Source organism: Bifidobacterium coryneforme (assembly GCF_000737865.1).
In the GTDB taxonomy this organism is placed as follows: Bacteria; Actinomycetota; Actinomycetes; order Actinomycetales; family Bifidobacteriaceae; genus Bombiscardovia; species Bombiscardovia coryneformis.
Window position 1 is genome coordinate 600,955 of the sequence record NZ_CP007287.1, and the last position, 21,253, is coordinate 622,207.

The following is a 21,253-nucleotide window of genomic DNA, read 5'->3' on the forward strand; positions in this document are numbered from 1 at the left end:
ACCGTCGAATTCCCGAGCAAAGGAGAGATTGAAGAATGAGCGCGTTGAGCGAGTCAATCTCCCGAAGAATGACCCTGGGACAGCTCAAGGGGAGGTATGGGCTGACCCTGATTCCTTCGTTTGCGGAACCCGTCACGGTCACATCCCTGGCCAATGACCTGGTATCAGTGCGTCCCGGCAGCCTCTATGTGCCGGATGGGGAGGCAGACCAGGGCATGGTGGACGAGGCCGAGCGCAGAGGTGCCTATGCCGCCCTCCTGCCCTCCACGGATCGGCACAAGATACGAAATGCTCAGATTCCCCTCCTGTTTGGCAATATGCTTCCTTCCCAAATGGGACAGCTCCTTTCCACTGTGGCGGGTGATCCTTCCAGTTCCCTGGCCGTCTTCGGCCTGGTCGGGTCTGATGTGTACGGCGGGGTGGATACCCTGGCCGAATTCCTGCATGTCCTGGGCAATCCGGTGGGGGTCATCAGCGCCCACGGTTCCTATTCCCTCGATCGCGAGCTGAATTTGGACTACCCGCTGAGCATGTTCGACATCCAGCGTTGTCTGTCCATATACCTTGAGGATGGCGCCGCCGCGGTTGTCATATCGGTGGGGGAGGAGACCCTGCAGAAGGATGCCCTCCGGTCTGTCGACATGGACGTGGTGGCCCTGGGTGAGCAAGAGGCTTCCGCCAGCGATCTGCGACGTGCAAGGATGCTCTCCCATGCCCGACGATTCGGATTCGGCCTGGGCGGGCGGACCACTGTGGCACGGCGAACCGACGATTCGGATTCCCTGGCCAGGCAGTCGGTGCTCCCGGGATCGCCCTTCGAGGATTTGTCCCTGTGCATAGCGATGACCATGGCCGCCGGGGTCAAGCGCAACAACATCAGGAGCGCCCTGCGTGTCTCCCGCGAAATGTCCTGAGAGGTGAGGATGAGTCAGTGTGTTCAGGCAGGGACCATGCCCATGACCCTGCAGGAGGTAGCTCGGAGTGTGTCGGGCCGTCTGATTCCCGTCGAAGGTTCGGAGCCGATTGAAGGTGGCGCCGCCCAGTCCGTATCGCTCCGGGTGGTCTCAGATTCACGGCAGGCAGGGGAGGGCTCCCTCTTTGTGGCCATCCGTGGAGAACGGGTGGACGGGCATGATTTCCTGCCCGGGATGGGTGCCCGTGGAGTGTGCGCCGCCCTGGTGGACCACCCGGTTTCCGGGGCTGACCTGCCGCAGATTCTGGTGGATGACACCATCGAGGCTCTGGGGCTCCTGGCCAAGCGCAATATTGAACTGCGCCGGGCGGCGGGTACTGATTTCACGGTTATCGGCATCACCGGTTCTGTCGGTAAGACCACGACCAAGGACCTCCTGGCCTCCCTGCTGTCAGCACTGGGGACGGTCGTGGCTCCGGTCGGTTCCTTCAATAATGAGATAGGACTGCCGCTGACAGCCCTGCAGGTGGGTGAGGGGACGCGGTTCCTGGTGGCCGAGATGGGGGCCAACCATATTGGTGAGATAGCACATCTGACCAGGATTGTTCCCCCTGACCTGGCCCTGGTCCTCAAGGTGGGTGTGGCCCACCTGGGCGAGTTCGGCTCGGTGGACCGCATAGCCCAGGCCAAAAGCGAGATGGTCCAAGGACTGGTCCCTGGAGGGCTGGCCGTGCTCAACGCCGACGATTCACGTGTTGCTGCCATGGCGCCTCTCTCTCCGGGCGGTGTCCTCAGGTTTGGCATGAACGAGGAGTCGTCTGATTTGGATGCCCGTGCGACCGATGTGGTCAGGGATGGCCTGGACCGCCCCTCTTTCACGCTGACCTTCGCCGGAGCCGATCCCGTCCGCGTCCACCTGGGCATATCGGGCATGCACAATGTGATGAACGCCCTGGCTGCGGCTGCGGTAGCCCATCATCTGGGTCTGGACCCCGATGCCATTGCCGAGGGTCTGGGCCGGGATGCCAGGATCAGCCCACACCGCATGGCTGTGGGAACAGTATGGACCGACAGGGCGGGATTCACCCTGATTGATGACTCCTTCAACGCCAATCCCGATTCCATGCGGGCCGGGCTGGATGCCCTGTCCACCTGGCAGGGAGCCGGGAACCAGGGCAAACCCTACCGGATCGCGGTCCTGGGCGTCATGCTGGAACTTGGTGACCAGGCGGCGCAACTGCATGAGCAGATCGGTGCTTACTGCCGTCGGATCGATCTGGATGCCCTGGTCGCCGTGGGCTGTGATGACGCATCGGCAAACGACCTGGTTCAAGCCATGGTTCGGGGGGCCGGCGGAGAGACCGGGGGGTCCGATGTACCCATGCGGGTCATCTATACGCCCGATGCGAACCGGGCCGGAGAGACGGTAGAGAGTCTGGCTGCAGAGCATCCCGGAGCCCTGGTCCTTTTGAAGGGGTCGCACATGTCCGGCCTTTCGGCCCTGGCAGACAGGTGGCAGGGCTGAGGTATGGGTAAGCTGGAGACCGGTTTTCAGGCGAAATCGTTCACGGACATGATCCAAGAGTTGGAGTACACACAGTGATAGCCCTCATCATAGGAATTCTGGTCTCCCTGGTGGTCACGCTGGCTGGCACCCCTCTGCTGATCAGGTTGGTGCACCGTCTTCACTACGGGCAGTACATCCGTCAGGACGGTCCCCAATCCCACCAGATCAAGAGGGGGACTCCGACCATGGGAGGAGTGGTCATCAACCTGGCCATCCTCCTCGGGTGGGCCGCTTCCGCGCTCTACCGCTATCTGTCGAGGGGAGAGACTCCATCCCTTTCGGCCATGCTGGTCCTCTTCGCCATGCTCTCCATGGGCGGGCTGGGCTTCATCGACGATTTCGCCAAGGTCCGCAAGAAGCAGAACCTGGGTCTTTCCGTCAAAGCCAAGTTCACCGGGCAGTTCATCCTGGCCACGATCTACGCCATCCTGGCCCTTCAGCTCCCCACCAAGAACGGCTTCCCCAGCGCCCAGGCCGGGATATCCTTCGTGGAGCATCCCATCATCAATTTCGAGGCGGCGGGCCATGTGGTGGCCATCATCCTCTTCATCATCTGGGTCAACCTCCTGATGACGGCCTGGAGCAATGCCGTCAATCTGACCGATGGCCTGGACGGCCTGGCTTCGGGCAGTTCCATGATCGCCTTCACCGGGTACACCATCATCGCCTTCTGGGAGAGCTACCACCTCAAGGGATCAGGGCATCCCGGCCATTCCTATGCTGTTTCGGACCCCCTGGACCTGACCATCATCGCCTGCTGTGCGGCCGTGGCCTGCTTCGGCTTCCTCTGGTACAACACCAACCCGGCCTCCATCTTCATGGGCGACACGGGATCCCTGGCCCTGGGCGGGCTCTTCGCGGCCCTCTCCATCGCGACCCACACCGAGCTTCTGGCGGTCATCCTGGGCGGACTTTTCGTGATCGAGACCGCTTCGGATGTAATCCAGGTGGGGTATTTCAAACTGACCCACAAGCGGGTCTTCAAGATGGCACCCATCCACCACCACTTTGAATTGCTGGGATGGCAGGAGTCCAAGGTTGTGGTCCGGTTCTGGATGATCGACCTGATTTTCGTCCTCCTGGCCCTGGTCCTCTTCTACGTGGACTGGGTGGCCCGGTCCGGCCTGCCCATCTGAGCGGCTGAAATTGCAGGGTATCGGTCCACCGGCGGCCGGAACCACACCCAGGAACCGCCGGTCGAGTGAAACGGGGTGTTTCCCTTCATGGACATGAGCGACAAGCGGGTACTGGTCGTAGGGTTGGGCATCTCCGGCAGAAGTGTGGCCGAAGCCCTTCGGGGATGTGTGGCCGCCGTGACCACCCTGGACCAGAACGTGGCCGAGGCCGACCTCCGGGACTTCGAGTCCATCGACTGGGGCCAGACCGACCTGGTTGTGACTTCACCGGTCTTCAACCCGCGCACTCCCTTCATCCTGGAAGCGCAAAGGCGGGGCATTCCGGTGGTGAGCGAAGTCGAGGCGGCATGGCGTGTGCGGGTGAACAGTACGCGGACCGGAGCCCCGGCACCCTGGATAGGCATCACGGGCACCAACGGGAAAACCTCGACCACCCAGATGGTTTCGGCCATGATGGAGTCATCGGGCATGCGGGCACCAGCGGTCGGCAACATCGGCAAGGCCGTCTCGCAGGCTGTTCTTGATCCTGCAAATGATGTGCTGTGCGTCGAGTTGAGTTCCTTCCAACTCCATTTCACCGAATCGCCGGCCCTGGAGTGCGCGGCCATCACCAACCTGGCCGCCGACCACCTGGACTGGCACGGCGGGTTCGAGCAGTATGCCGCCGACAAGGCCAGGATTTACGAGGGTGTGCGTAAGGCCCTGGTCTACAACGCCGATGATCACCGGGTGTGTGCCCTGGCCGACCAGGCCCATCCCGCTCCCGGATGTGCCAAGGTGGGGTTCACTCTTGGTGCCCCCGAGTCAGGCCAGATCGGCGTGGACGGCGGCTGGGTCGTCGACATGAGCGGTCTCGGTGGAGGTCAGCCGGGACTGGCCGAGCGCCTGGTCGCCCTTGCCGACCTGACACACCTGTGCGAACCGGACGGGACCGTCTATCCGCATCTGCTGGCTGATGCCCTCTGTGCCCTGGCCCTGTGCCTGGGTGCGGGCGCCGATAGGGATGCCGCCCTGGAGGCCATGCGGGTCTTCGCGCCAGGAGACCATCGAATCCAGACCGTGGCCAGCCTGGGGTCCGGGGCGGAGGCCATCAGGTTTGTGGATGATTCCAAGGCCACCAACGCCCACGCTGCCAAGGCCTCCCTGTCCAGCTATCCGGACGGCTCAGTGGTCTGGATTGCCGGCGGCCTGGCCAAGGGAGGTCGGTTCGAGGACCTGGTGCGGACCCAAGCCAGACGGATGGCAGGCGCCGTCATCATCGGCAAGGACCAGACCACCATGCTTCAGGCCTTCGAATCCGAGGCTCCGGATATCCCCCTGACCATCATCGACCCGGACTCCGAACAGGATGTCATGGGCAGGGCCGTTCGGGCCGCCGGGGATTACGCCCACCCCGGTCAGGTGGTCCTCCTGGCACCGGCCTGTGCCTCCATGGACCAGTTCAAGTCCTATGCCGACCGTGGTCGGAAATTCGCTGACCAGGCCAGGAGGTGGGTGAAGGCTCATGGCGAAAACCGCTGACCCGAACAAGGACGACAGGAGCAAGGGCAAGGGAGGGGCACGCGACCCGTATCGGGGCTGGCGGGCCATCCTGAATCCGGTCTGGTGCTATAACGGGTTCGTTACCTCGGTCATGGCCACCACGGTCTTCGGTCTGATGATGGTCTTCTCTTCGTCCTCGGTCGATCTGGTGGCCCAGGGCAGTTCTCCCTGGAGCCAGGTGATTCGACAGGCCATCTACTGCCTGGTCGGCCTGGCCTGCGCCTTCGTTGCCCAGCGCATCAAGGTGGAGAGTTATCAACGTTGGTCGATGGCATTCCTGGTTTTCAGCCAGTTTACACAGCTTCTGACACGTACCCCACTGGGGCGCTCGGCAAACGGCAATCAGGGGTGGATATCAATCGGCGGCATCTCCATGCAGCCGGCCGAGATGCTCAAGCTGGCCTTGTGCATCTGGCTTCCCCAGGCGCTGATAGTGGCGCAGCACGAGATTCGTGACGGGAAGGATCCCGCCCATCCCTGGACACCATATTTGAAGCCGATTATCGGATTTGTACTCAGTTTCGGCCTGATCATGCTGGGCAAGGACCTGGGTACGGCCATGATCATCGTCATTATAGGTTTCGTGGCCTTCCTGGTTTCTGGTTTCCCCCTGAAGTGGCTCCTGAGTCTGGCCACGCTCGGCCTGGCCGGAATCGTCGGCTTCTCCGTCATGGGGAACGGCAACAGGACCCAGCGCATCCTGGCGGCCTACGGGGAGTGCTCGGCCGATGACATTCAGGGAATCTGCTACCAATCCATACATGGACTCTATGCCATGGCCTCCGGTGGACTCACCGGTGTAGGGCTCGGCAATTCCAGGGAGAAGTGGAATTACCTGCCCGAGGCGCATAACGACTTCATCTTCGCTGTGATCGGCGAGGAGCTGGGCTTCTTCGGTGCAGTCCTGGTCATCGTGGTCTTCATCGCCATGGGATGGTGCATGTTGCGCATCGCCCTGACCACCGAAAACAGGTATGCCGGTATGGTCCTGGTCTGCCTGGATGTATGGCTGGTGGGTCAGGCCCTGATCAACATCTGTGTGGTCCTCGGACTTCTCCCGGTCATCGGTCTGCCGCTACCCTTCGTCTCCGCAGGCGGTACGGCTCTGATCATGTGTCTGGTTTCGGCCGGAGTGGCCCTGAGCATGATTCGTACCCAACCGGATGTCAATGCCATTGCTACGGGGGAATGAGTAGAATCTTCACCATGATTGACGAGGACCGAACTGAAGTGGCAGAGCAGAGGAAAGAGGCCGGAAAAGGGCCTCATGTGGTCTTGGCCGGAGGCGGCACTGCCGGGCATGTCAACCCCCTGTTGAGTGTGGCAGCTGCCCTGCGGAAGGAATGTCCCCAGGCGCACATCAGCGTCATCGGCACCGCCGTGGGTCTGGAGCATGAACTGGTCCCTGCTGCGGGATTCCCCCTGGAAGTAATCGAAAAGGTGCCCTTTCCCCGTCGGCCCAACCTGGATGCCCTGAGATTCCCTGTGCGTTGGTGCAGGGAGGTCGGTAGGGTCAAGAAGATTCTCCGCCGCCAATCGGCCGATTTGGTTGTCGGTTTCGGTGGGTACGCCGCGGCACCGGTATACCGGGCGGCCAGGGTGATGGGCATCCCCATCCTGATTCATGAGCAGAATGCCCGGGCCGGCATGGCCAACAAGCTGGGAGCCCGCTGGGCAGACTATGTGGGAACCGCATACGGGCACACGGGCATCAAGGCCTGCCCCGGCGCTCCGGTCGAACGTGTCGGTCTGCCCCTGAGGCCGGCCATTGCGGATCTGGTCGACAGGATGGAGCGCGATCCCCGATCCGTCCGGGTCGAGGCAGCGACACGGCTGGGCCTGGATCCGGACCGGAAGGTGATTCTGGTGACGGGTGGCTCCCTGGGAGCAGCCAGTCTCAACAAGGCCGTATCCGCTTCCGCAGGGAGGCTTCTGGAGCTGGGGCAGGTGATTCACCTGACCGGTCGCGGCAAGGCGGAACAAGTGAGCAGGCGTGTGGTCGGCGACCTGGGTGAGGGAGTGGTCACCGATCTGGATCCGGCGCATCGTGGGTCCGGTGATTACCACATGGCCGAGTATCTGGAGCGCATCGACCTGGCCTTTGCCTGTGCCGATCTGGTGATATGCCGGTCCGGTGCAGGCTCCGTCAGTGAATTGACGGCTCTGGGACTGCCTGCGATTTACGTTCCTCTGCCGATCGGCAACGGAGAACAGCGGTTCAATGCCCAGCCTGTGGTCGAGGCAGGGGGAGGGGTGATGGTGGGCGATGCCGACCTGACTCCTGCTTGGATTGAAGACCATGTACCCGGCCTCCTGGCCGATGAGGACGCGCTTCGGACCATGCGACGACGTTCATGGGAATACGGTATCCGTGATGCCGCTCAGGTCATGGCTTCCCGGATCCTATCCACGGCCGGGAAGGGCTGATGGCCACCCCAGGTCCATGCCTGGAAACGGCTTCCCCTGCGTACAGGTCTGCCGCCATAATGAAGTCAGTATGAATCGTCCGAGGAGATGTATCTTGCCCAGCAATGATCGTAGGAATCCAGCCACAGGGAACCAGTCGGCTCAGGCCATGGACTCGTCGGTGCCGACTTCGGATTCTCCGTCCCTGTGCTCGGGTGTGACGCAAGGCGCTCAGGGTGCCGGCTCGGCAGGGCTGGATCCGACCCGTGATTCACTGGTCGGATCGGGAATCACCGACCCTCGGGCCCTGGGTGCGACCCACTTCATCGGTATCGGGGGAGCCGGTATGAGTGTTCTGGCCGAGATGCTCCATGAGACCGGTGTCCAGGTTTCGGGTTCCGACAGGCAGGCCAGCGAGAAGACCGAGCGTCTGGAGAAGCTGGGCATTACGGTTCACATAGGTCAGAAGGCCGAGAATGTGCTGGGTGCCCGGACCGTGGTCTGGTCCAGTGCCATCAAGCCGGATAACCCTGAGATTCTGGTGGCCCGTGCTCAGGGCTCCAGGATCCTGCATCGCAGCGACATCCTCGCCCTCCTGATGGCCTCGCGGCGTTCCGTGACCGTCGCAGGTGCTCACGGTAAGACCACAACCAGCGCCCTGACCGCCCATATCCTGACTGAGGCCGGAACAGGTCGGCTCGCCGATCCAAGCTACGCCATCGGGAGCTCCATCCAGTCGGCACAGGGGGCCATCGACGGTGGACATGTCGGGCAGGGTGACGTGCTTGTGGCAGAGGCGGACGAGTCGGACGGCAGTTTCAGCAAATACCACCCCACCATTGCCATCGTTACGAATGTGGAACCCGACCATCTGGACCATTATGGAACGCCGACCGCCTTCCGCCAGGCCTTCGTCGACTATGCCCGCCGTGCCGAGGGGTACCTGGTCATCTGCGGTGACGACCAAGGGGGATTGGATGTTCTCAGGGACCTGGATGGGGATTGCCGGGCCAGGATTGTGGTCTACTCGACCGGGACGCGTTCGCAGCTGGGGGAGGAGACCCTGAAGGGGGCCAGTCTGGTCAGAATCGTATCCGAGTCGGAGGCCAGTGGATCCGGGCGTGAACGCTGCACCCTGCGGATTCCTTCCAATCTCCTGGACCTGCATGCAGGCGGGTCGGGAACCGATACGGGGAGGTCCGGCGGTTCAGGTGATTCCGCAGGCCGGGGGGATTCGACGGACCGGACGGTCGACATCCCCGTCGACCTGGCCATACCCGGCCTGCACAATGCCAGGAATGCCGCTGCGGCCATCATTGCCTGCACCCTTCTGGGTATGGATCCCCAGGCCGCAGCCAGGGCGGCGGGGGACTTCCGTGGCGCTTCCAGGAGGTTTGAAGTCAGGGGGGAGATAGGCGGCGTGACCCTGGTGGACGACTACGCCCATCATCCCACCGAAATCGCAGCCCTTCTGGATGCCGCCCGCAGGCGGTATCCGAATCGGGTCATCCGGGTGCTCTTCCAACCCCACCTGTTTTCAAGGACCCGGATCTTCGCCGACCAGTTCGCGGCAGCCCTGAGCCAGGCGGACGATGTGACCGTGACCGGTATCTTCCCTGCCCGGGAGCGCCAGGAGGACTACCCGGAGGTTGGCCCTGATACCATCCTCCGGGCCCGACGATCCGCGAAGGCGGAGGATGCACCGGGGCACCAGGCCGACTTCCACGCATGTGAGGACATGAACCAGGCGGCTCTGGATGTCGCTGACCGGGCTCAGCCCGGTGATGTCATCATCACGGTCGGGGCCGGTGACATCACAACCATGGGGCAGGTCATCCTTGACAGGCTGGCCTCCAGGTCCGAGGGCCGGGACCGGAGAGAGGGCGTACGGTGACAACCCGCAGAGTCATCAGCTCACAGGACCCGAAGGGGCAAGAGGGGTCCAAGCGGTCGGTCAAGTCCGGAGGACTGATTTCCCGCCGGGGGAAAACCAAAGGGAAGACACCGGCTGATATCGACAAGTCGTCCGTCCGCACCATCAGCTCAACCAAGAAAAGCAAGACCGACGACTTCGTCGACGCCAGGAACATGCCCTCCAACCAGGCGGTATCGAACCGTATCGGGGCCGACCAGGATCAGCAGGGCATGGGGGTCTTCGTCCGTCCCAAGGTCATTGATTTCCAGGCCAGGGTCCAAGAAAAGAAATCGGTCAATCGCCGGGTCATCCTTATCCGTACCGGTATCTCCGTCTTGGTGCTGGCCCTTGTTGCCGCCCTGATCTGGCTTCTCTTCATCTCGCCCGTCTTCAGGCTACATGCCGAGGACATCGAGGTTTCGGGCGGCAATGCCTGGGTGAACAACGAACGGGTGGAGACAATCGTCAAAGGGCAGGGTGACCGGTCCCTCCTGTTGATTTCGACGGGGGCGATCGAGCGGGACATCGGCGGTATGGCCGGAGTGACCGACGCCCAGGTGCACAAGCACTTCCCCCACGGTCTTCGTGTGACCTTCAACGCCCAGGAGCCCACTGCAATCCTCAAGGATTCCAACGACACCATGACTGCCGTGGACCGGGAGGGGCGGGTGCTCAACACAGTCGACAAGCCGGTCAATGATATTCCCATCATCCAGGTGTCCAACCTGGAACACGGCAAGAGCGACCTGGTGGTCAAACAGACCCTTCGGATACTCTCCGCCATGCCTGAAACGATGCGCCACTCCGTGACTAAGGTGACGGCCGACACCCAGGATTCCATCACCACCGAGCTGAATAATGGTGAGCGCGTGATTGTCTGGGGCGACAGCTCCGATCTGAAACTCAAGCTGGCCGTCGTGGATAAAATCATCAACGATCCCAGCAAAATCGGAGACAAGCACCAGCTCGATGTCTCCGCGCCCCTCAGGCCCATAGTCAGATAGGTGCCTACATCAGTTCGTCGGTGTCCAGGAGGATGGTCACAGGGCCGTCGTTGATGAAGTCAAGCCGCATATGGGTGCCGAAACTGCCGGTCGACACCTTGACCCCGTAGGCCGACAGGGCCTGATTGAAATCCTCCCAGACCGCCTTGGCGTGGTCCGGCTTGCCGGCTGCTATGAAGCTGGGGCGGTTGCCACGGCGGATATCGCCGTAGAGCGTGAACTGGGAGACCGACAGAATCTGCCCCCGGCAGTCAAGTACCGACCGGTTCATCTTGCCCTGCTCGTCCTCGAAGATCCTCATATTGACGATCTTCCTGGCTGCATATGCCACCTGGTCCGGGCCGTCCTGATCGCTGACCGCCACCAGGAGCAGGAGCCCCTGGTTGATCTGTTGTGGAGCAAAACCGGTGTCTGGCTGGCCCTGCTCATCCACTACGTCCACGCGACCCCGGGTAACCCGCTGAATGACGATTCTCATGGTTACCAGTCTAGGGGCCGCCGCCCGACCGCGTCGGCTGGGGCCTGCAGGGGAGGGCATCCGGTGAACTGACGTTGCTGATAGCGATGCCGGTGTCCGTGTCGGCATCTCTGACTGTGGGTGTCAGTGGTTTCGACGATTTTGGTGGCTTCGTTTCGGCTATGCCTTTGGTGAGAAATAACTTGTATTTATCCACGAATGGGTAAGTTTGACCCCATGAAATACCAGGATCCGGCAGATGTCGTCCTGCGCTCGCCCCGCTATTCCGGCCCTGAGTCACCCGATCAGTACCATGCCCGCATACGTACCTTACTTGAAAAGCGCAAGGATCAAGTGCTCTACCAGCTCGATGACCCCAGCCTGACCCCACCACGCCGCGACAGTCTGGTCGCCCAGTACCGTCAGATAAAGGCCGATATCGAGTCCATCAGGCTGGACGCCCGCGAATCCCTCTGTGCTGAACTCGAACGGAAATACGCATGACTTCGCTCGGGCACGTAGGGGCGGGGAATCCATCGGGCGGTCTTGGACTGTTGGATTCGACGGGATAGGGTTCCCGTCGGCCAAGGGTAGAGAGGCAGAGCCAAGTGAAAGACGAAGCGGTGGCAGCCCTTGCCACCCCGACCCGGCTACAAGAGGCAGGTCGGGGAGTGGTTCGTCAGGATTCAGCGCCCTTCCTGGGCCAGGTAATCGGGAATCTGGTCGGGGTATTCCGGCCAGGCCCCATGCTGTGAGCAGACGAAGGCCGCCGTGTTGACGGCAGCTCGGTGCGCCTGGACCAGCGAGGCCCCCAGGAGACGGTTGATGGCAAAGGTGCCGGAGAAGGCGTCCCCGGCACCGACCGTATCGGCGACTTTGATCTTGGGGGTCTGGATGCGGGAGGTCTCGCCGTTCGAAAGGTAGATGGTGCTGTAGTCGCTGCCCGCCGTCAGAACGATGGTGTTCAGGTGGTACTCGTCCATGAACCACTGGCAGAGTTCGGCATCGGTGTCCCCGGGGGTCTTGAACATGTCGCGCAGAAGCACCAGCTCCTCGTCGTTGAGTTTGAAGACCGTTGCCATGTTCAGCAGTTCTTGAATCAGGTCCTGGGAGTAGAAGGTGCCACGCAGGTTGATATCGAAGAACCGCATGGCATCGGGGCGGGTGACCTTCAGGGCTTCCAGTCCGGCCTTACGGGATTCGTCGCTGCGCAGGGCCAGGGTTCCGTAGCAGACCGAGTCGGCCTTCCTGGCGAGGTCGGAGAGCTCGTCGGTGCACCTCAGATGGTCCCAGGCCACGTCCGGCTTGAAGATGTACTGGGGGATGCCCTCATTCAGTTCCACTTCGACCGTGCTGGTGGGATGATCGTTGTGTTGCAGGATGGCCTTGACCCCGGCCTCCTTGACGGCCTCTTCCAGCTCCCGTCCCAAGTCATCATTGCCCACGGCGCTGAAGGCGTACCCGTCAGCACCGTTCTTCGTGGCGTGATAGCTGAAGTTGACGGGGGCTCCTCCTGCGCGCTTCCCCGAAGGCAGTACGTCCCAGAGGAGTTCGCCGATGCTGAGGACTATTGGTTTTGCGGCCATGGTCTTCCCTTCCTGATGGTGTTCTTCAGATTGATGGTGTTTTTCTTACGGATGGTGCTTGTACGGTAGGCGCCGGCTGGGGGCGATGTTCGTGTTTGAGCCCCTCTGTCGGTCGGAGCAGTAGATGTCGCGAAGAATGGCTCCGCATGGTTTCTCATCCCATTCCTCCCAGGCTTGAGGGGTGCTCCAGGAACTGGTTGGCGGCCACGGCGGCGGACCCGGTCAGTGTGGCATCCGCGGGGAGGTCCGACAGCAGAATCTCGGTGTGGTCCCGTACCTGGGGGAGGGCCCGTGCGGACACCAGGCTCTTGACCCGGTCCAGCAGGGGTTGGCCAGCCTGTGCCACCAGGTCGCCGATGATGATCTGCGCGGGATTATATGCGTTGACGATGGTGACGCATCCGTAGCCAACGTAGTCGGCCACCTGGTCGAGGAGCGCCATGGAAGTCCTGTCACCTTGGCGGGCCATGGTGAAGAGGAGGTCACAGGCCTCCTTGTGGGTCATGGCCGCCAGGCCGGGGAAGTGGTCCTCCCGGTTGGTTCTGCCCATCAGGGTGTGTATGGCCACGGCCGAGCAGTAGCACTCCAGACATCCCCGATTGCCGCACTCGCAGGCGGTTCCGTTCATGTCGATGCTGACATGGCCGATTTCCGTGGCGGCTCCCAGGCTTCCATCCACCGGGTTGCCCTGGTCGATGACTCCGAGGCCGACGCCTTCGCCCACCAGGTAATAGGCCAGGCTGGAATCTCCGATGCGGGAATCGAAGAGACTCTCGGCCATGGCTCCGGCCCGGGCGTCCTGCTCAATGAAGGTGGGGACCCGGAAGGCTTTGCCGAACTCCTTGATGAAGTTGATGCCGCGCCAGCCCTGCATGCTGGTGACAACCGCGATTCGCCCCTCGTCGCGTAGATAGGGGCCGGGTACAGCCATACCGACGGCCACAATGGAAGGGTCTTCGTCAAGCAGACCTCGGATGCGTTCGCGAACCTCCTCGACGCAGTCCTCCACGTCCTCGTCGGCGACTGGAGGCAGTTCCTCCATGCTCAGCAGGTGTCCACCGATGTCGAACACCGCAATCTGCACCAGACTGCGGGCGAATTTGACTCCGATGACCTGGTAGCGTTTTGCATTCAGCTTGAGTCCAATGGATCGGCCATGCCCTCCGGAGGTCATTTCACCGGTCTCGCTGACGATGCCGGCGTCGATGAGTCGGCCGACCAGCTTGCCCACTGCCGGGGCGGTGAGGTTGAGTTTCCTGGCGATGTCGGCCCTGGAGCTGATTCCATCGGCATGCAGGCTGTGCACAATCCTGGACTGGTTGAGTTCGGACATGGCTGCAGGGGTGCTGGCAGGTCTGGTATGGCGCATGTCTGCCTCCTCCTTGAGTCGGGCCAACGGAAACCGCTCATGGTTTTCTGGTCCAGACGAATTAACGACGTTTATAGATTAACACCGTTTAGGCAAACTGTCGACCGGCTGGTCGCTTTGCTTGCAGCAAGGCGGCCGCCGGCCTGTCTCCATGTAGGCGGGGGCTTCCCATAGACGGATTCGAACGCCCGGTATTTAATTTAACGGTTTGACAAATTAACTCGACTGCTTTACCGTTGTCCGATAGGGGGAGTTCTGACTTCCGCTGAATACAGTTTCATACGCAAAGGAGCAATCTGATGGGTCTGTGGGATGTCGACAAGATCGAGTACGTCGGACGGCAGGGCGAAAAGGAAGGCCTCGGTTTCCGCTACTACGACAAGGACAAGGTGGTGGCCGGCAAGAAGATGAAGGACTGGCTGCGGTTTGCCGTGGCCTGGTGGCACACCTTCAACCAGGGTCTGGTGGATCCCTTCGGTGATCCGACGGCTCAGCGTCCGTATTACAAGTACACCGACCCCATGGACCAGTCCCTGGCCAAGGTGGACTATGCCTTTGAGCTCTTCACCAAGCTCGGTGTGGAGTTCTTCTGCTTCCATGACCGCGACCTGGCCCCCGAGGGCGACACCCTTCGTGAGTCCAATGCCAACCTTGACAAGGTGGTCGACCGGATCGAGAAGAACATGAAGGACACCGGGGTCAAGCTGCTCTGGAACACCTCCTCGCTCTTCACCAACGCCCGGTTCGAAGCCGGCGCGGGCACCTCGCCCTTCGCCGACATCTACGCCTATTCCGCGGGCCAGCTCAAGCACAGCCTTGAGATAGGCAAGCGCCTTGGCGCCGAGAACTATGTCTTCTGGGGTGGGCGCGAGGGATATGAATCCCTCTGGAACACCCAGATGAAGCGCGAACAGGACCACATGGCCCAGCTCTTCCATATGTGTGTGGACTACGCCAAGGAGATCGGCTTCGATGCTCAGTTCCTGATTGAGCCCAAGCCCAAGGAGCCGACCCTGCATCAGTACGACTATGATGCGGCCACCACCATCAACTTCCTGCGTACCTATGGTCTGCAGGACGATTTCAAGCTCAATCTCGAGGGCAATCATGCCAACCTGGCCATGCATACCTACCAGCATGAGATTCGCGTGGCCCGCGAGGCCGGATTCCTGGGTTCTCTGGACGCCAACCAGGGCGACAAGCTGGTCGGCTGGGACATGGATGAGTTCCCCTCCGACCTCTACGACGCGACGGCCGTTATGTGGGAGGTGCTGGCCGCCGGAGGAATCGGACCCCATGGTGGACTGAACTTCGATGCCAAGCCCCGTCGCACCTCCTTCCTGCCCGAGGATCTCTTCAAGACGCATATCGTCGGTATGGATACCTTCGCGGCCGGTCTGCTGATCGCCGACAGGATGCATAAGGACGGATATATCGAGAATCTCCAAGAGGAGCGATACTCCTCCTTCGATTCCGGCATCGGCACCAGCATCGAGGACGGCTCCGCCTCCCTGGCCTCCCTGGAGGAGTACAGCATCGACAAGCCGCAGTCCGAGCTGATTGCCGCCGACAGGTCGGATCATCTTGAGGTGGTCAAGGCCACGATCAACAACTACATTGTCGATACCCTCTCAGCAGTCTGATTATCGACCGCCACATTGCAGACCCTGCGCGGTGCTTCGGCATCGCGCAGGGTCTTTCGTTGTAATCGATGCCGATTCGAATCGGACGGGGGAGTAGCCCGCGTCACCTGGGGGCGGAAACGTCCGGGTCGGGGAACGGGAAGGGCCTCCTGCGGCAGTGCTCACAGGAGGCCCTTGTCTGGTCTTACTTCCGCCAGGACCGGTACTGGCGATAGGTTTCCTCCTCGGGTTCCCCCGTCAGGGTCTCCTCGACCTCGATGGGCCATTCGGGAGGTTGGTTGTCCCCGGAGAGGACCCAGGCGGCCTGGCGGGCGGCTCCGATGGCCACGTACTCGTCGAGCTTGGGCAGCTCCACGTCCTTACCCAGGATCTGCGGTGCATACGCCCTGACTGCTCGGGATTTGGCACCTCCGCCTACAAGGAGGATCCGTCTTGTCTCGGTTCCCAGTCGTTTCAGCAGTTCCAGGCAGTCCCGCTGGGAGCAGAGCAGTCCTTCCACAAAGGCGCGGGCCAGGTTGGCCTTGGTTGTGTTACCCAGGGTGAGACCATGGATGCTGGCCTTGGCGTCAGGGCGGTTGGGTGTGCGCTCGCCGTCGAAGTAGGGTATCAGGGTGATGCCGGCCGCGCCGGGTTCCGACTGGTCGGCCAGGTCGGCCAGTTCGTCATAGTCGACGCCCAGGGCGGTACGACCGGCGTCGAGGATCCTGGAAGCGTTGATGGTGCAGGCCAGGGGGAGCCAGTGTCCGGTAGCGTCGGCGAAGCCGGTTGCCGAGGCGGTCATGTCGTAGGCGGGAACCGGGCTGATGGCTGCGGTCACTCCTGAGGTGCCCAGGGAGATGGATACGTCGCCGACCTGCATGGAGAGCCCAAGGGCGGTCATGGCATTGTCGCCACCTCCCGGGGCGATGATGCAGCCTCCTGGAACATCCTTGCCGGCGATGCGTGGGTCGGCCTTGGCGCCAATCTCGTGGGGTGCCAGTACGTGGGGGAGCATCACTGTGTCGGCCATCCCCTCCGGTAGGGCCATGGCTAGGAGATCTCGTCGGTATGTGTCGGTTGCGGAGTCGAAATAGCCGGTGCCCGAAGCGTCGGACCGGTCGGTGAAGAGGGATTCCAGTCCCGCGTTCCCGTTGCCTTGGGCGGCGGGACCATGCCCGGCAATGGCCCAGCTCAACCAGTCGTGGGGCAGGCAGATGGCGGCGATTGACCTGGCCTTGTCGGGTTCGTTGCGGCTCACCCAAGCCACCTTGGTGATGGTCATGGAGGCCACGGGCGATGACCCTACGGCCCTGACCCAGCGCTGCCGTCCACGCATCATGGTGTCTGCGTCCAGGTCGCCCTCGTCGGCCCGGCGGGGAGGACGACCCAGACGGGCGATCAGGTCATCAGCCTCGGGTGCCGAACGGGTATCGTTCCAAAGCAGGGCATCGCGAATCACCTGACCGGAATCGTCGAGGAGGACCATCCCGTGTTGTTGACCGCCGACCGATATGGCGGAGACGTCATCCAGGCCGCCCGCCTGGCGGGCAGCCTCCTGGAAGGCCTCCCACCAGGCCTGAGGATCTATGCTGGTCCCATCGGGGTGGGGGGCCTTGCCGAACCGGACCATCCGGCCGGTTCTGGCTTCGGTGATTCTGACCTTGCAGGATTGGGTCGAGGTATCAATCCCCGCCACCAGAATCTCGTTCATGCCTGCCTCCTTGCATGGGTGCTCGTAGCGTCCTCGCTCCATATTAACCCAGTTTATTAGATGAAAATACTAAAATGGAAAAACGGTGCATCGTCTTTCCGGGTCGAGAAAAGCGAGGTGTGCTGCAAGGCGCATCCCGTACTGGAAAGCGGGGTGCGCCTTTGTCATGTTTGGGCGGTCGTCATGTGATACTGGGAAGTCATGGAACCCGGATCAGGGGACTGTGAGTTATTTTGGAAGGTCGACCAGTGACTGCCTTACGCTCGATTAATCAGGATGATCTGAGGAATCACAACCTCTCGGTCATCATCGATACCATTCTGCGTTCGCCTATGCCGCTGAGCCGGGCCGATCTTGCCAAGGCCACCGGTCTGACCAAGGCGACCATGTCCCTACTGGGTGCCCTGCTCTTGAAGAACCGGGTGGTCCGGGAGGGGAATCCGGAAACCTCGCAGATCACGTATGGCCGTCCCAGCACCCCCCTCGCCATCTCCCATGGTCGCTGGGCTGGTGTGGGCCTGCAGATCAATACCGATGGGTACGGCTGTCTGGCCATGGACCTGGACGGTAGCCTGATTGATTCGGCCTGGATCCACGATGACATGCATGAGGCGCGCCCCGATCATGTCTTCTCCAGTCTGGATGCCCTGGTCAGGCCTCTGGAGGCGAAACTGAAGCGTAAACGGTACCGGGTGGTGGGAGCCGGGTTGGCCCTGCCTGGCCTGGTTACCGATGATATGACCCTGTTGATGGCCAGAAACCTCGGCTGGGAGAGGCTGGACTTGTCCAGGTTCGATCTGGTGCAGCGTCTTGACCCAATCGCGGGAAACGAGGCCCGTCTGGCCGCGCTTTCGCAGATTCCCGGCTATGCCACCCAGCGCTCCACCGGTGGCGGCAATGACCTTCTTGGCCCGACGGATTCCTTCCTGTACATATCAACCGACATCGGTATCGGCGGTGCGGTGGTGCGCCATGGGGCCATCGAGGCGGGAGACCATGGGTTCGCCGGTGAGCTGGGTCACGCATCCGTCGATCTCAACGGACCGACCTGCCGATGCGGGCGCCGTGGGTGTCTGGAGACCTATGCAGGACGGAAGGCCCTGGTGGAGGCCGCCGGTATCGCCGCCGGCAGCGAGGCCCTTTCCTCACAGGCCATGGACGAGCTGTATCGGCGATGGCAGCAGGATGACCCCAAGGCCGTCGATGCCATAGATCGGGGTGTGGATGCAATGATCTCGGTCATTGCCACGGCCATCAATATCGTGGATGTCGATACGGTCATCCTGGGTGGGTTCTGGTCGAATTTCGGCGGGGACCTCGCCCAGCGGCTTCAGAATCGTCTGAATCAGCTGACCCTGGGCCGGGATGCCGTGCATGTTCGTGTCCTCATCCCCTCAAGGACCCCCAATCCGGCCCTGAGCGGGGCGGCTTTGATAGGTCTGCGCAGGTTCATCGATAATCCTCTGGGGTTCTTTGACGACTGAGGCCGGTGGGACTCGCACGCTTCAGATCATCAGATCGGCGGAGGAAGGGCTCCTAACGCGAAATCAAGAAGATGAACAATCGGGTGAGCCCTGCCATGCCTAATCGTCGACGGAGGGTTTCTCCCGTCCGTTGAACACGAAGAGGGCGCGGGCGTCACCGGCATGTAGGCGCGCCTTGTAGGTGCGGACCCTTGCCATGCGCTCTACGGTGCTGTCGGCGAGTGGGGTGGGGAGGTCGTCGGGGCTGAACCAACCCACTGACAGGCTCTCCTCATCACCCACGAAGGGGTCCTTATTTCCATCAGGGTCGGGCTTGCAGATAAAGAGGTGGTCCATGTACATGGCCCGGTCGCCGTTGGGGTAGGTGACAACCTCCCGGGAAGATGTGACCGCCACCAGATCGGTGACGACGACGTCCACCCCGGTCTCCTCCTTGATTTCGCGGGCAACGGTGTCGGCCGGGTCTTCGCCGGGCTCATTGATCCCGTAGACCAGGGCCCATTGGCCTGTATCCGCACGTTGCCCCATCAGGATGCGACCCCGCTCATCCTCCACGAACCCGGTCACCCCATTCAGCCAGAGCAGGTCGTGGCCGATGGAGTGCCGCAGGTTCAACACGAAGTCCGGGGTGGGCATGGGTCAGTCCCTGTCCTGTCCGCTCTGGGTCGCCTGCCGGGCCATCCATTGCTGGACGTCCTCAACGGTCTTGGGGATGGCGGCGGAAAGCCACTCCGGGCCATCCTCCGTCATCAGCACGTCATCCTCGATCCGAACGCCGATGCCGCGGAACTCGGGCGGCACCAGAAGATCGTTCTCCTTGAAGTAGAGGCCTGGCTCGATGGTGAAGATCATGCCGGGTGTGATGGGCGCTCCCTGATAGGACTCATAGCGGGCCTCGGCGCAGTCGTGCACATCCAGGCCGAGGTGGTGGGCGCATCCACAAGCGTGCCAACGCCGGTGCTGCTGCCCCTCGGGGGAGAGGGACTCCTCCACACTGACCTTGAGGATGCCCCACTCATGGAGGGTCTCCGCCAGGACCCGCATGACGGCATGGTGGATGTCCGAATAGGTGGCACCGGGCTTGGCTGCCTCGAATCCGGCCAGTTGGGCCTTGAGAACGGTCTCGTAGATTCGCTTCTGAAGGGGGCTGAAGGTGCCGCCTACCGGGAAGGTCCTGGTGATGTCCGCCGTATAGAGGCTGTTCACCTCGACTCCGGCATCAATCAGCAGGAGGTCGCCCTCCTTGACTGTTCCGTTGTTGCGCATCCAGTGGAGAACAGGGGCATGGCTGCCGGAGGCGATGATGGATCCATAGCCGACATCGTTGCCCTCCTCTCGGGCATTGGCGTTGAAGACACCCTCCAGCATCCGCTCGGAACGGGGCTTGCCGACCACTTGGGGGAGGCGGGTCAGGATTTTGTCGAATCCGTCCTTGGTGGCGGCGATGGCCTTGCGCATCTCGCCCACCTCATAGGAATCCTTGATCATACGGGCTTCTGAGGTGAATTCCTCCAGCTTCTCATCCGCCGCCTGGTTCCTGTCGGGTCCGCCTATTCCGCTGGCCTTGCGGGCGGCCTCCACCTGGTTGCAGACCTCGGTGTCGGCGGTGCGAATCACACGGATCCTGACCGCTCCGTCATCCGGGCCCAGGTCCTTGGCGATGGCATCGGGGAAGGAGGCGATGTCGCGGGTGGGGATGCCGGTCATGACGGACAGTTCCTTCAGACCAGCCCTGGGGCCGACCCAGTATTCCCCGTACTGGGACGAACAGTAGTAGTCGGAGGTGGACTGGTCCGCTCTGGGGTGGACGAAGAGTTCGGGCGTATGCGTCCTTCCTGCACCGGCCTCTTCGCTATCGGGGGCCACGGGCTCCAGGACCAGGACCGATCCCGGCTCGAAGTCCTCGCCAAGCCCCGTGTAGTAGGCGAAGGTGGTGTCGGGGCGGAACGCATAGTCGTTGTCGTTGTTACGGGTCTTGAAGTCGCCGGCGGGGATGACCAGGCGCTCGCCGGGGAAGCGTCGTCCCAGCTCCTCCAGGCGGCGGCCGATGAACCTGCTGGATTCCAAAGGCTCCATATCGGGCTCCTGGGCCTGCCATCCGGTGGTCATGAACTTCTGGAAGGCAGGGGAGTTGGGCCTGAGGGTGCGGTTGTTCACCCGATCGCTCATGTCCTGCTCGTTCACGTCGACATTCCTCAGGTCGGTATCGTCCCGTCCCTTGTCCTGAGCAACCTTTTCCGCGGGTGTCGTCACTATCCTCTGCCTCCTTGGGTCAATCCAGTCCGTAATCCCTCTCAATGAGCCGAGTCCGCGTCTGAGACGCGAAGGAAGAGGGATCTCTTGTGCTGTGGTTCCATGCTAGTGCCCGGCGCTGAAGAACACGAGGGCGGCATGTGGAGGAGGCGGGGTCTGCCCGGCAGGGTGGGCGGGGCTGTGCGAACGGTGGACGGGGGATGCATCTCGGCCTTGGGATGAAGGCCTGCCCGGACCGCCCTGACGCATAGAATAGGTAGGGCTAGTATCGTACGGGAGCAGGAGCAA

The 21,253-nt window shown here is 62.0% G+C and carries 17 protein-coding genes; 11 read left to right on the forward strand and 6 right to left on the reverse strand.

The window, feature by feature from the left end; all coding sequences use genetic code 11:
* Window positions 1-35: 35 nt before the first annotated feature.
* The 8 genes from bcor_RS02185 to bcor_RS02220 all read left to right on the forward strand — a co-directional run bounded on the left by bcor_RS02185 (window position 36) and on the right by bcor_RS02220 (window position 10,483).
* A complete protein-coding gene (locus tag bcor_RS02185) occupies window positions 36-914 on the forward strand; it encodes a hypothetical protein (RefSeq protein ID WP_033489835.1) in 879 nt (292 codons plus the stop codon).
* Between the two features lie 9 nt (window positions 915-923).
* Window positions 924-2,438: a UDP-N-acetylmuramoyl-tripeptide--D-alanyl-D-alanine ligase gene (locus bcor_RS02190; protein WP_148303942.1), complete on the forward strand. Its 1,515-nt coding sequence runs from the start codon at window positions 924-926 to the stop codon at window positions 2,436-2,438.
* A gap of 74 nt (window positions 2,439-2,512) precedes the next feature.
* Window positions 2,513-3,616, forward strand: a complete 1,104-nt coding sequence (mraY, locus tag bcor_RS02195) for a phospho-N-acetylmuramoyl-pentapeptide-transferase (RefSeq protein WP_033497241.1) — start codon at window positions 2,513-2,515, stop codon at window positions 3,614-3,616.
* An 87-nt stretch (window positions 3,617-3,703) separates the two neighbouring features.
* Window positions 3,704-5,137: a UDP-N-acetylmuramoyl-L-alanine--D-glutamate ligase gene (gene murD, locus bcor_RS02200; RefSeq protein ID WP_033497239.1), complete on the forward strand. Its 1,434-nt coding sequence runs from the start codon at window positions 3,704-3,706 to the stop codon at window positions 5,135-5,137.
* Window positions 5,121-6,350 carry an FtsW/RodA/SpoVE family cell cycle protein gene (locus bcor_RS02205; protein ID WP_033489838.1) on the forward strand — a complete coding sequence of 410 codons (1,230 nt, stop codon included), beginning with the start codon at window positions 5,121-5,123 and terminating at the stop codon, window positions 6,348-6,350. Before murD ends, bcor_RS02205 begins: the two co-directional genes overlap by 17 nt.
* Window positions 6,351-6,364: 14 nt before the next feature.
* On the forward strand, window positions 6,365-7,585 hold the full coding sequence (locus bcor_RS02210; RefSeq protein WP_051875612.1) for a UDP-N-acetylglucosamine--N-acetylmuramyl-(pentapeptide) pyrophosphoryl-undecaprenol N-acetylglucosamine transferase: 1,221 nt from the start codon (window positions 6,365-6,367) through the stop codon (window positions 7,583-7,585).
* Between the two features lie 196 nt (window positions 7,586-7,781).
* Window positions 7,782-9,458: a UDP-N-acetylmuramate--L-alanine ligase gene (locus tag bcor_RS02215; RefSeq protein ID WP_033497471.1), complete on the forward strand. Its 1,677-nt coding sequence runs from the start codon at window positions 7,782-7,784 to the stop codon at window positions 9,456-9,458.
* The gene (locus bcor_RS02220) at window positions 9,455-10,483 is read left to right on the forward strand and encodes a cell division protein FtsQ/DivIB (protein WP_238548565.1); all 1,029 of its coding nucleotides are present in this window, start codon (window positions 9,455-9,457) and stop codon (window positions 10,481-10,483) included. The genes bcor_RS02215 and bcor_RS02220 overlap by 4 nt, the downstream gene beginning before the upstream one ends.
* A gap of 4 nt (window positions 10,484-10,487) precedes the next feature.
* Here bcor_RS02220 and dtd read toward each other — a convergent pair whose 3' ends face one another.
* The gene (gene dtd / locus bcor_RS02225; protein WP_033497237.1) at window positions 10,488-10,961 is read right to left on the reverse strand and encodes a D-aminoacyl-tRNA deacylase; all 474 of its coding nucleotides are present in this window, start codon (window positions 10,959-10,961) and stop codon (window positions 10,488-10,490) included.
* A 216-nt stretch (window positions 10,962-11,177) separates the two neighbouring features.
* On the opposite strand from dtd, the gene bcor_RS02230 reads away from it, so the two are divergent.
* Window positions 11,178-11,444, forward strand: coding sequence for a hypothetical protein (locus bcor_RS02230; protein WP_033497236.1), 267 nt, complete (start codon window positions 11,178-11,180; stop codon window positions 11,442-11,444).
* 182 nt (window positions 11,445-11,626) lie between these two features.
* Here bcor_RS02230 and bcor_RS02235 read toward each other — a convergent pair whose 3' ends face one another.
* Both bcor_RS02235 and bcor_RS02240 read right to left on the reverse strand, forming a co-directional pair.
* Entirely contained in the window at window positions 11,627-12,526 is a 900-nt protein-coding gene (locus bcor_RS02235) for a carbohydrate kinase family protein (RefSeq protein ID WP_033497234.1), read from the reverse strand.
* Window positions 12,527-12,680: 154 nt separating this feature from the next.
* On the reverse strand, window positions 12,681-13,895 hold the full coding sequence (locus bcor_RS02240; RefSeq protein ID WP_033497232.1) for an ROK family transcriptional regulator: 1,215 nt from the start codon (window positions 13,893-13,895) through the stop codon (window positions 12,681-12,683).
* 299 nt (window positions 13,896-14,194) lie between these two features.
* Here bcor_RS02240 and xylA point away from each other — a divergent pair, with 299 nt between their 5' ends.
* Window positions 14,195-15,538, forward strand: a complete 1,344-nt coding sequence (gene xylA, locus bcor_RS02245) for a xylose isomerase (RefSeq protein ID WP_033497230.1) — start codon at window positions 14,195-14,197, stop codon at window positions 15,536-15,538.
* Between the two features lie 184 nt (window positions 15,539-15,722).
* On the opposite strand, the gene bcor_RS02250 is transcribed toward xylA, so the two are convergent.
* A complete protein-coding gene (locus tag bcor_RS02250; RefSeq protein ID WP_033497228.1) occupies window positions 15,723-17,228 on the reverse strand; it encodes a xylulokinase in 1,506 nt (501 codons plus the stop codon).
* Window positions 17,229-17,476: 248 nt separating this feature from the next.
* Between bcor_RS02250 and bcor_RS02255 the strand changes: the two genes are divergently transcribed.
* Window positions 17,477-18,712, forward strand: a complete 1,236-nt coding sequence (locus bcor_RS02255; RefSeq protein WP_033497226.1) for an ROK family transcriptional regulator — start codon at window positions 17,477-17,479, stop codon at window positions 18,710-18,712.
* Between the two features lie 99 nt (window positions 18,713-18,811).
* On the opposite strand, the gene bcor_RS02260 is transcribed toward bcor_RS02255, so the two are convergent.
* Together bcor_RS02260 and bcor_RS02265 are read right to left on the reverse strand one after the other, a co-directional pair.
* A complete protein-coding gene (locus bcor_RS02260) occupies window positions 18,812-19,348 on the reverse strand; it encodes an NUDIX hydrolase (RefSeq protein ID WP_033497224.1) in 537 nt (178 codons plus the stop codon).
* Window positions 19,349-19,351: 3 nt separating this feature from the next.
* The gene (locus bcor_RS02265) at window positions 19,352-20,911 is read right to left on the reverse strand and encodes an aminopeptidase P family protein (protein WP_051875781.1); all 1,560 of its coding nucleotides are present in this window, start codon (window positions 20,909-20,911) and stop codon (window positions 19,352-19,354) included.
* Between the last annotated feature and the right edge of the window lie 342 nt (window positions 20,912-21,253).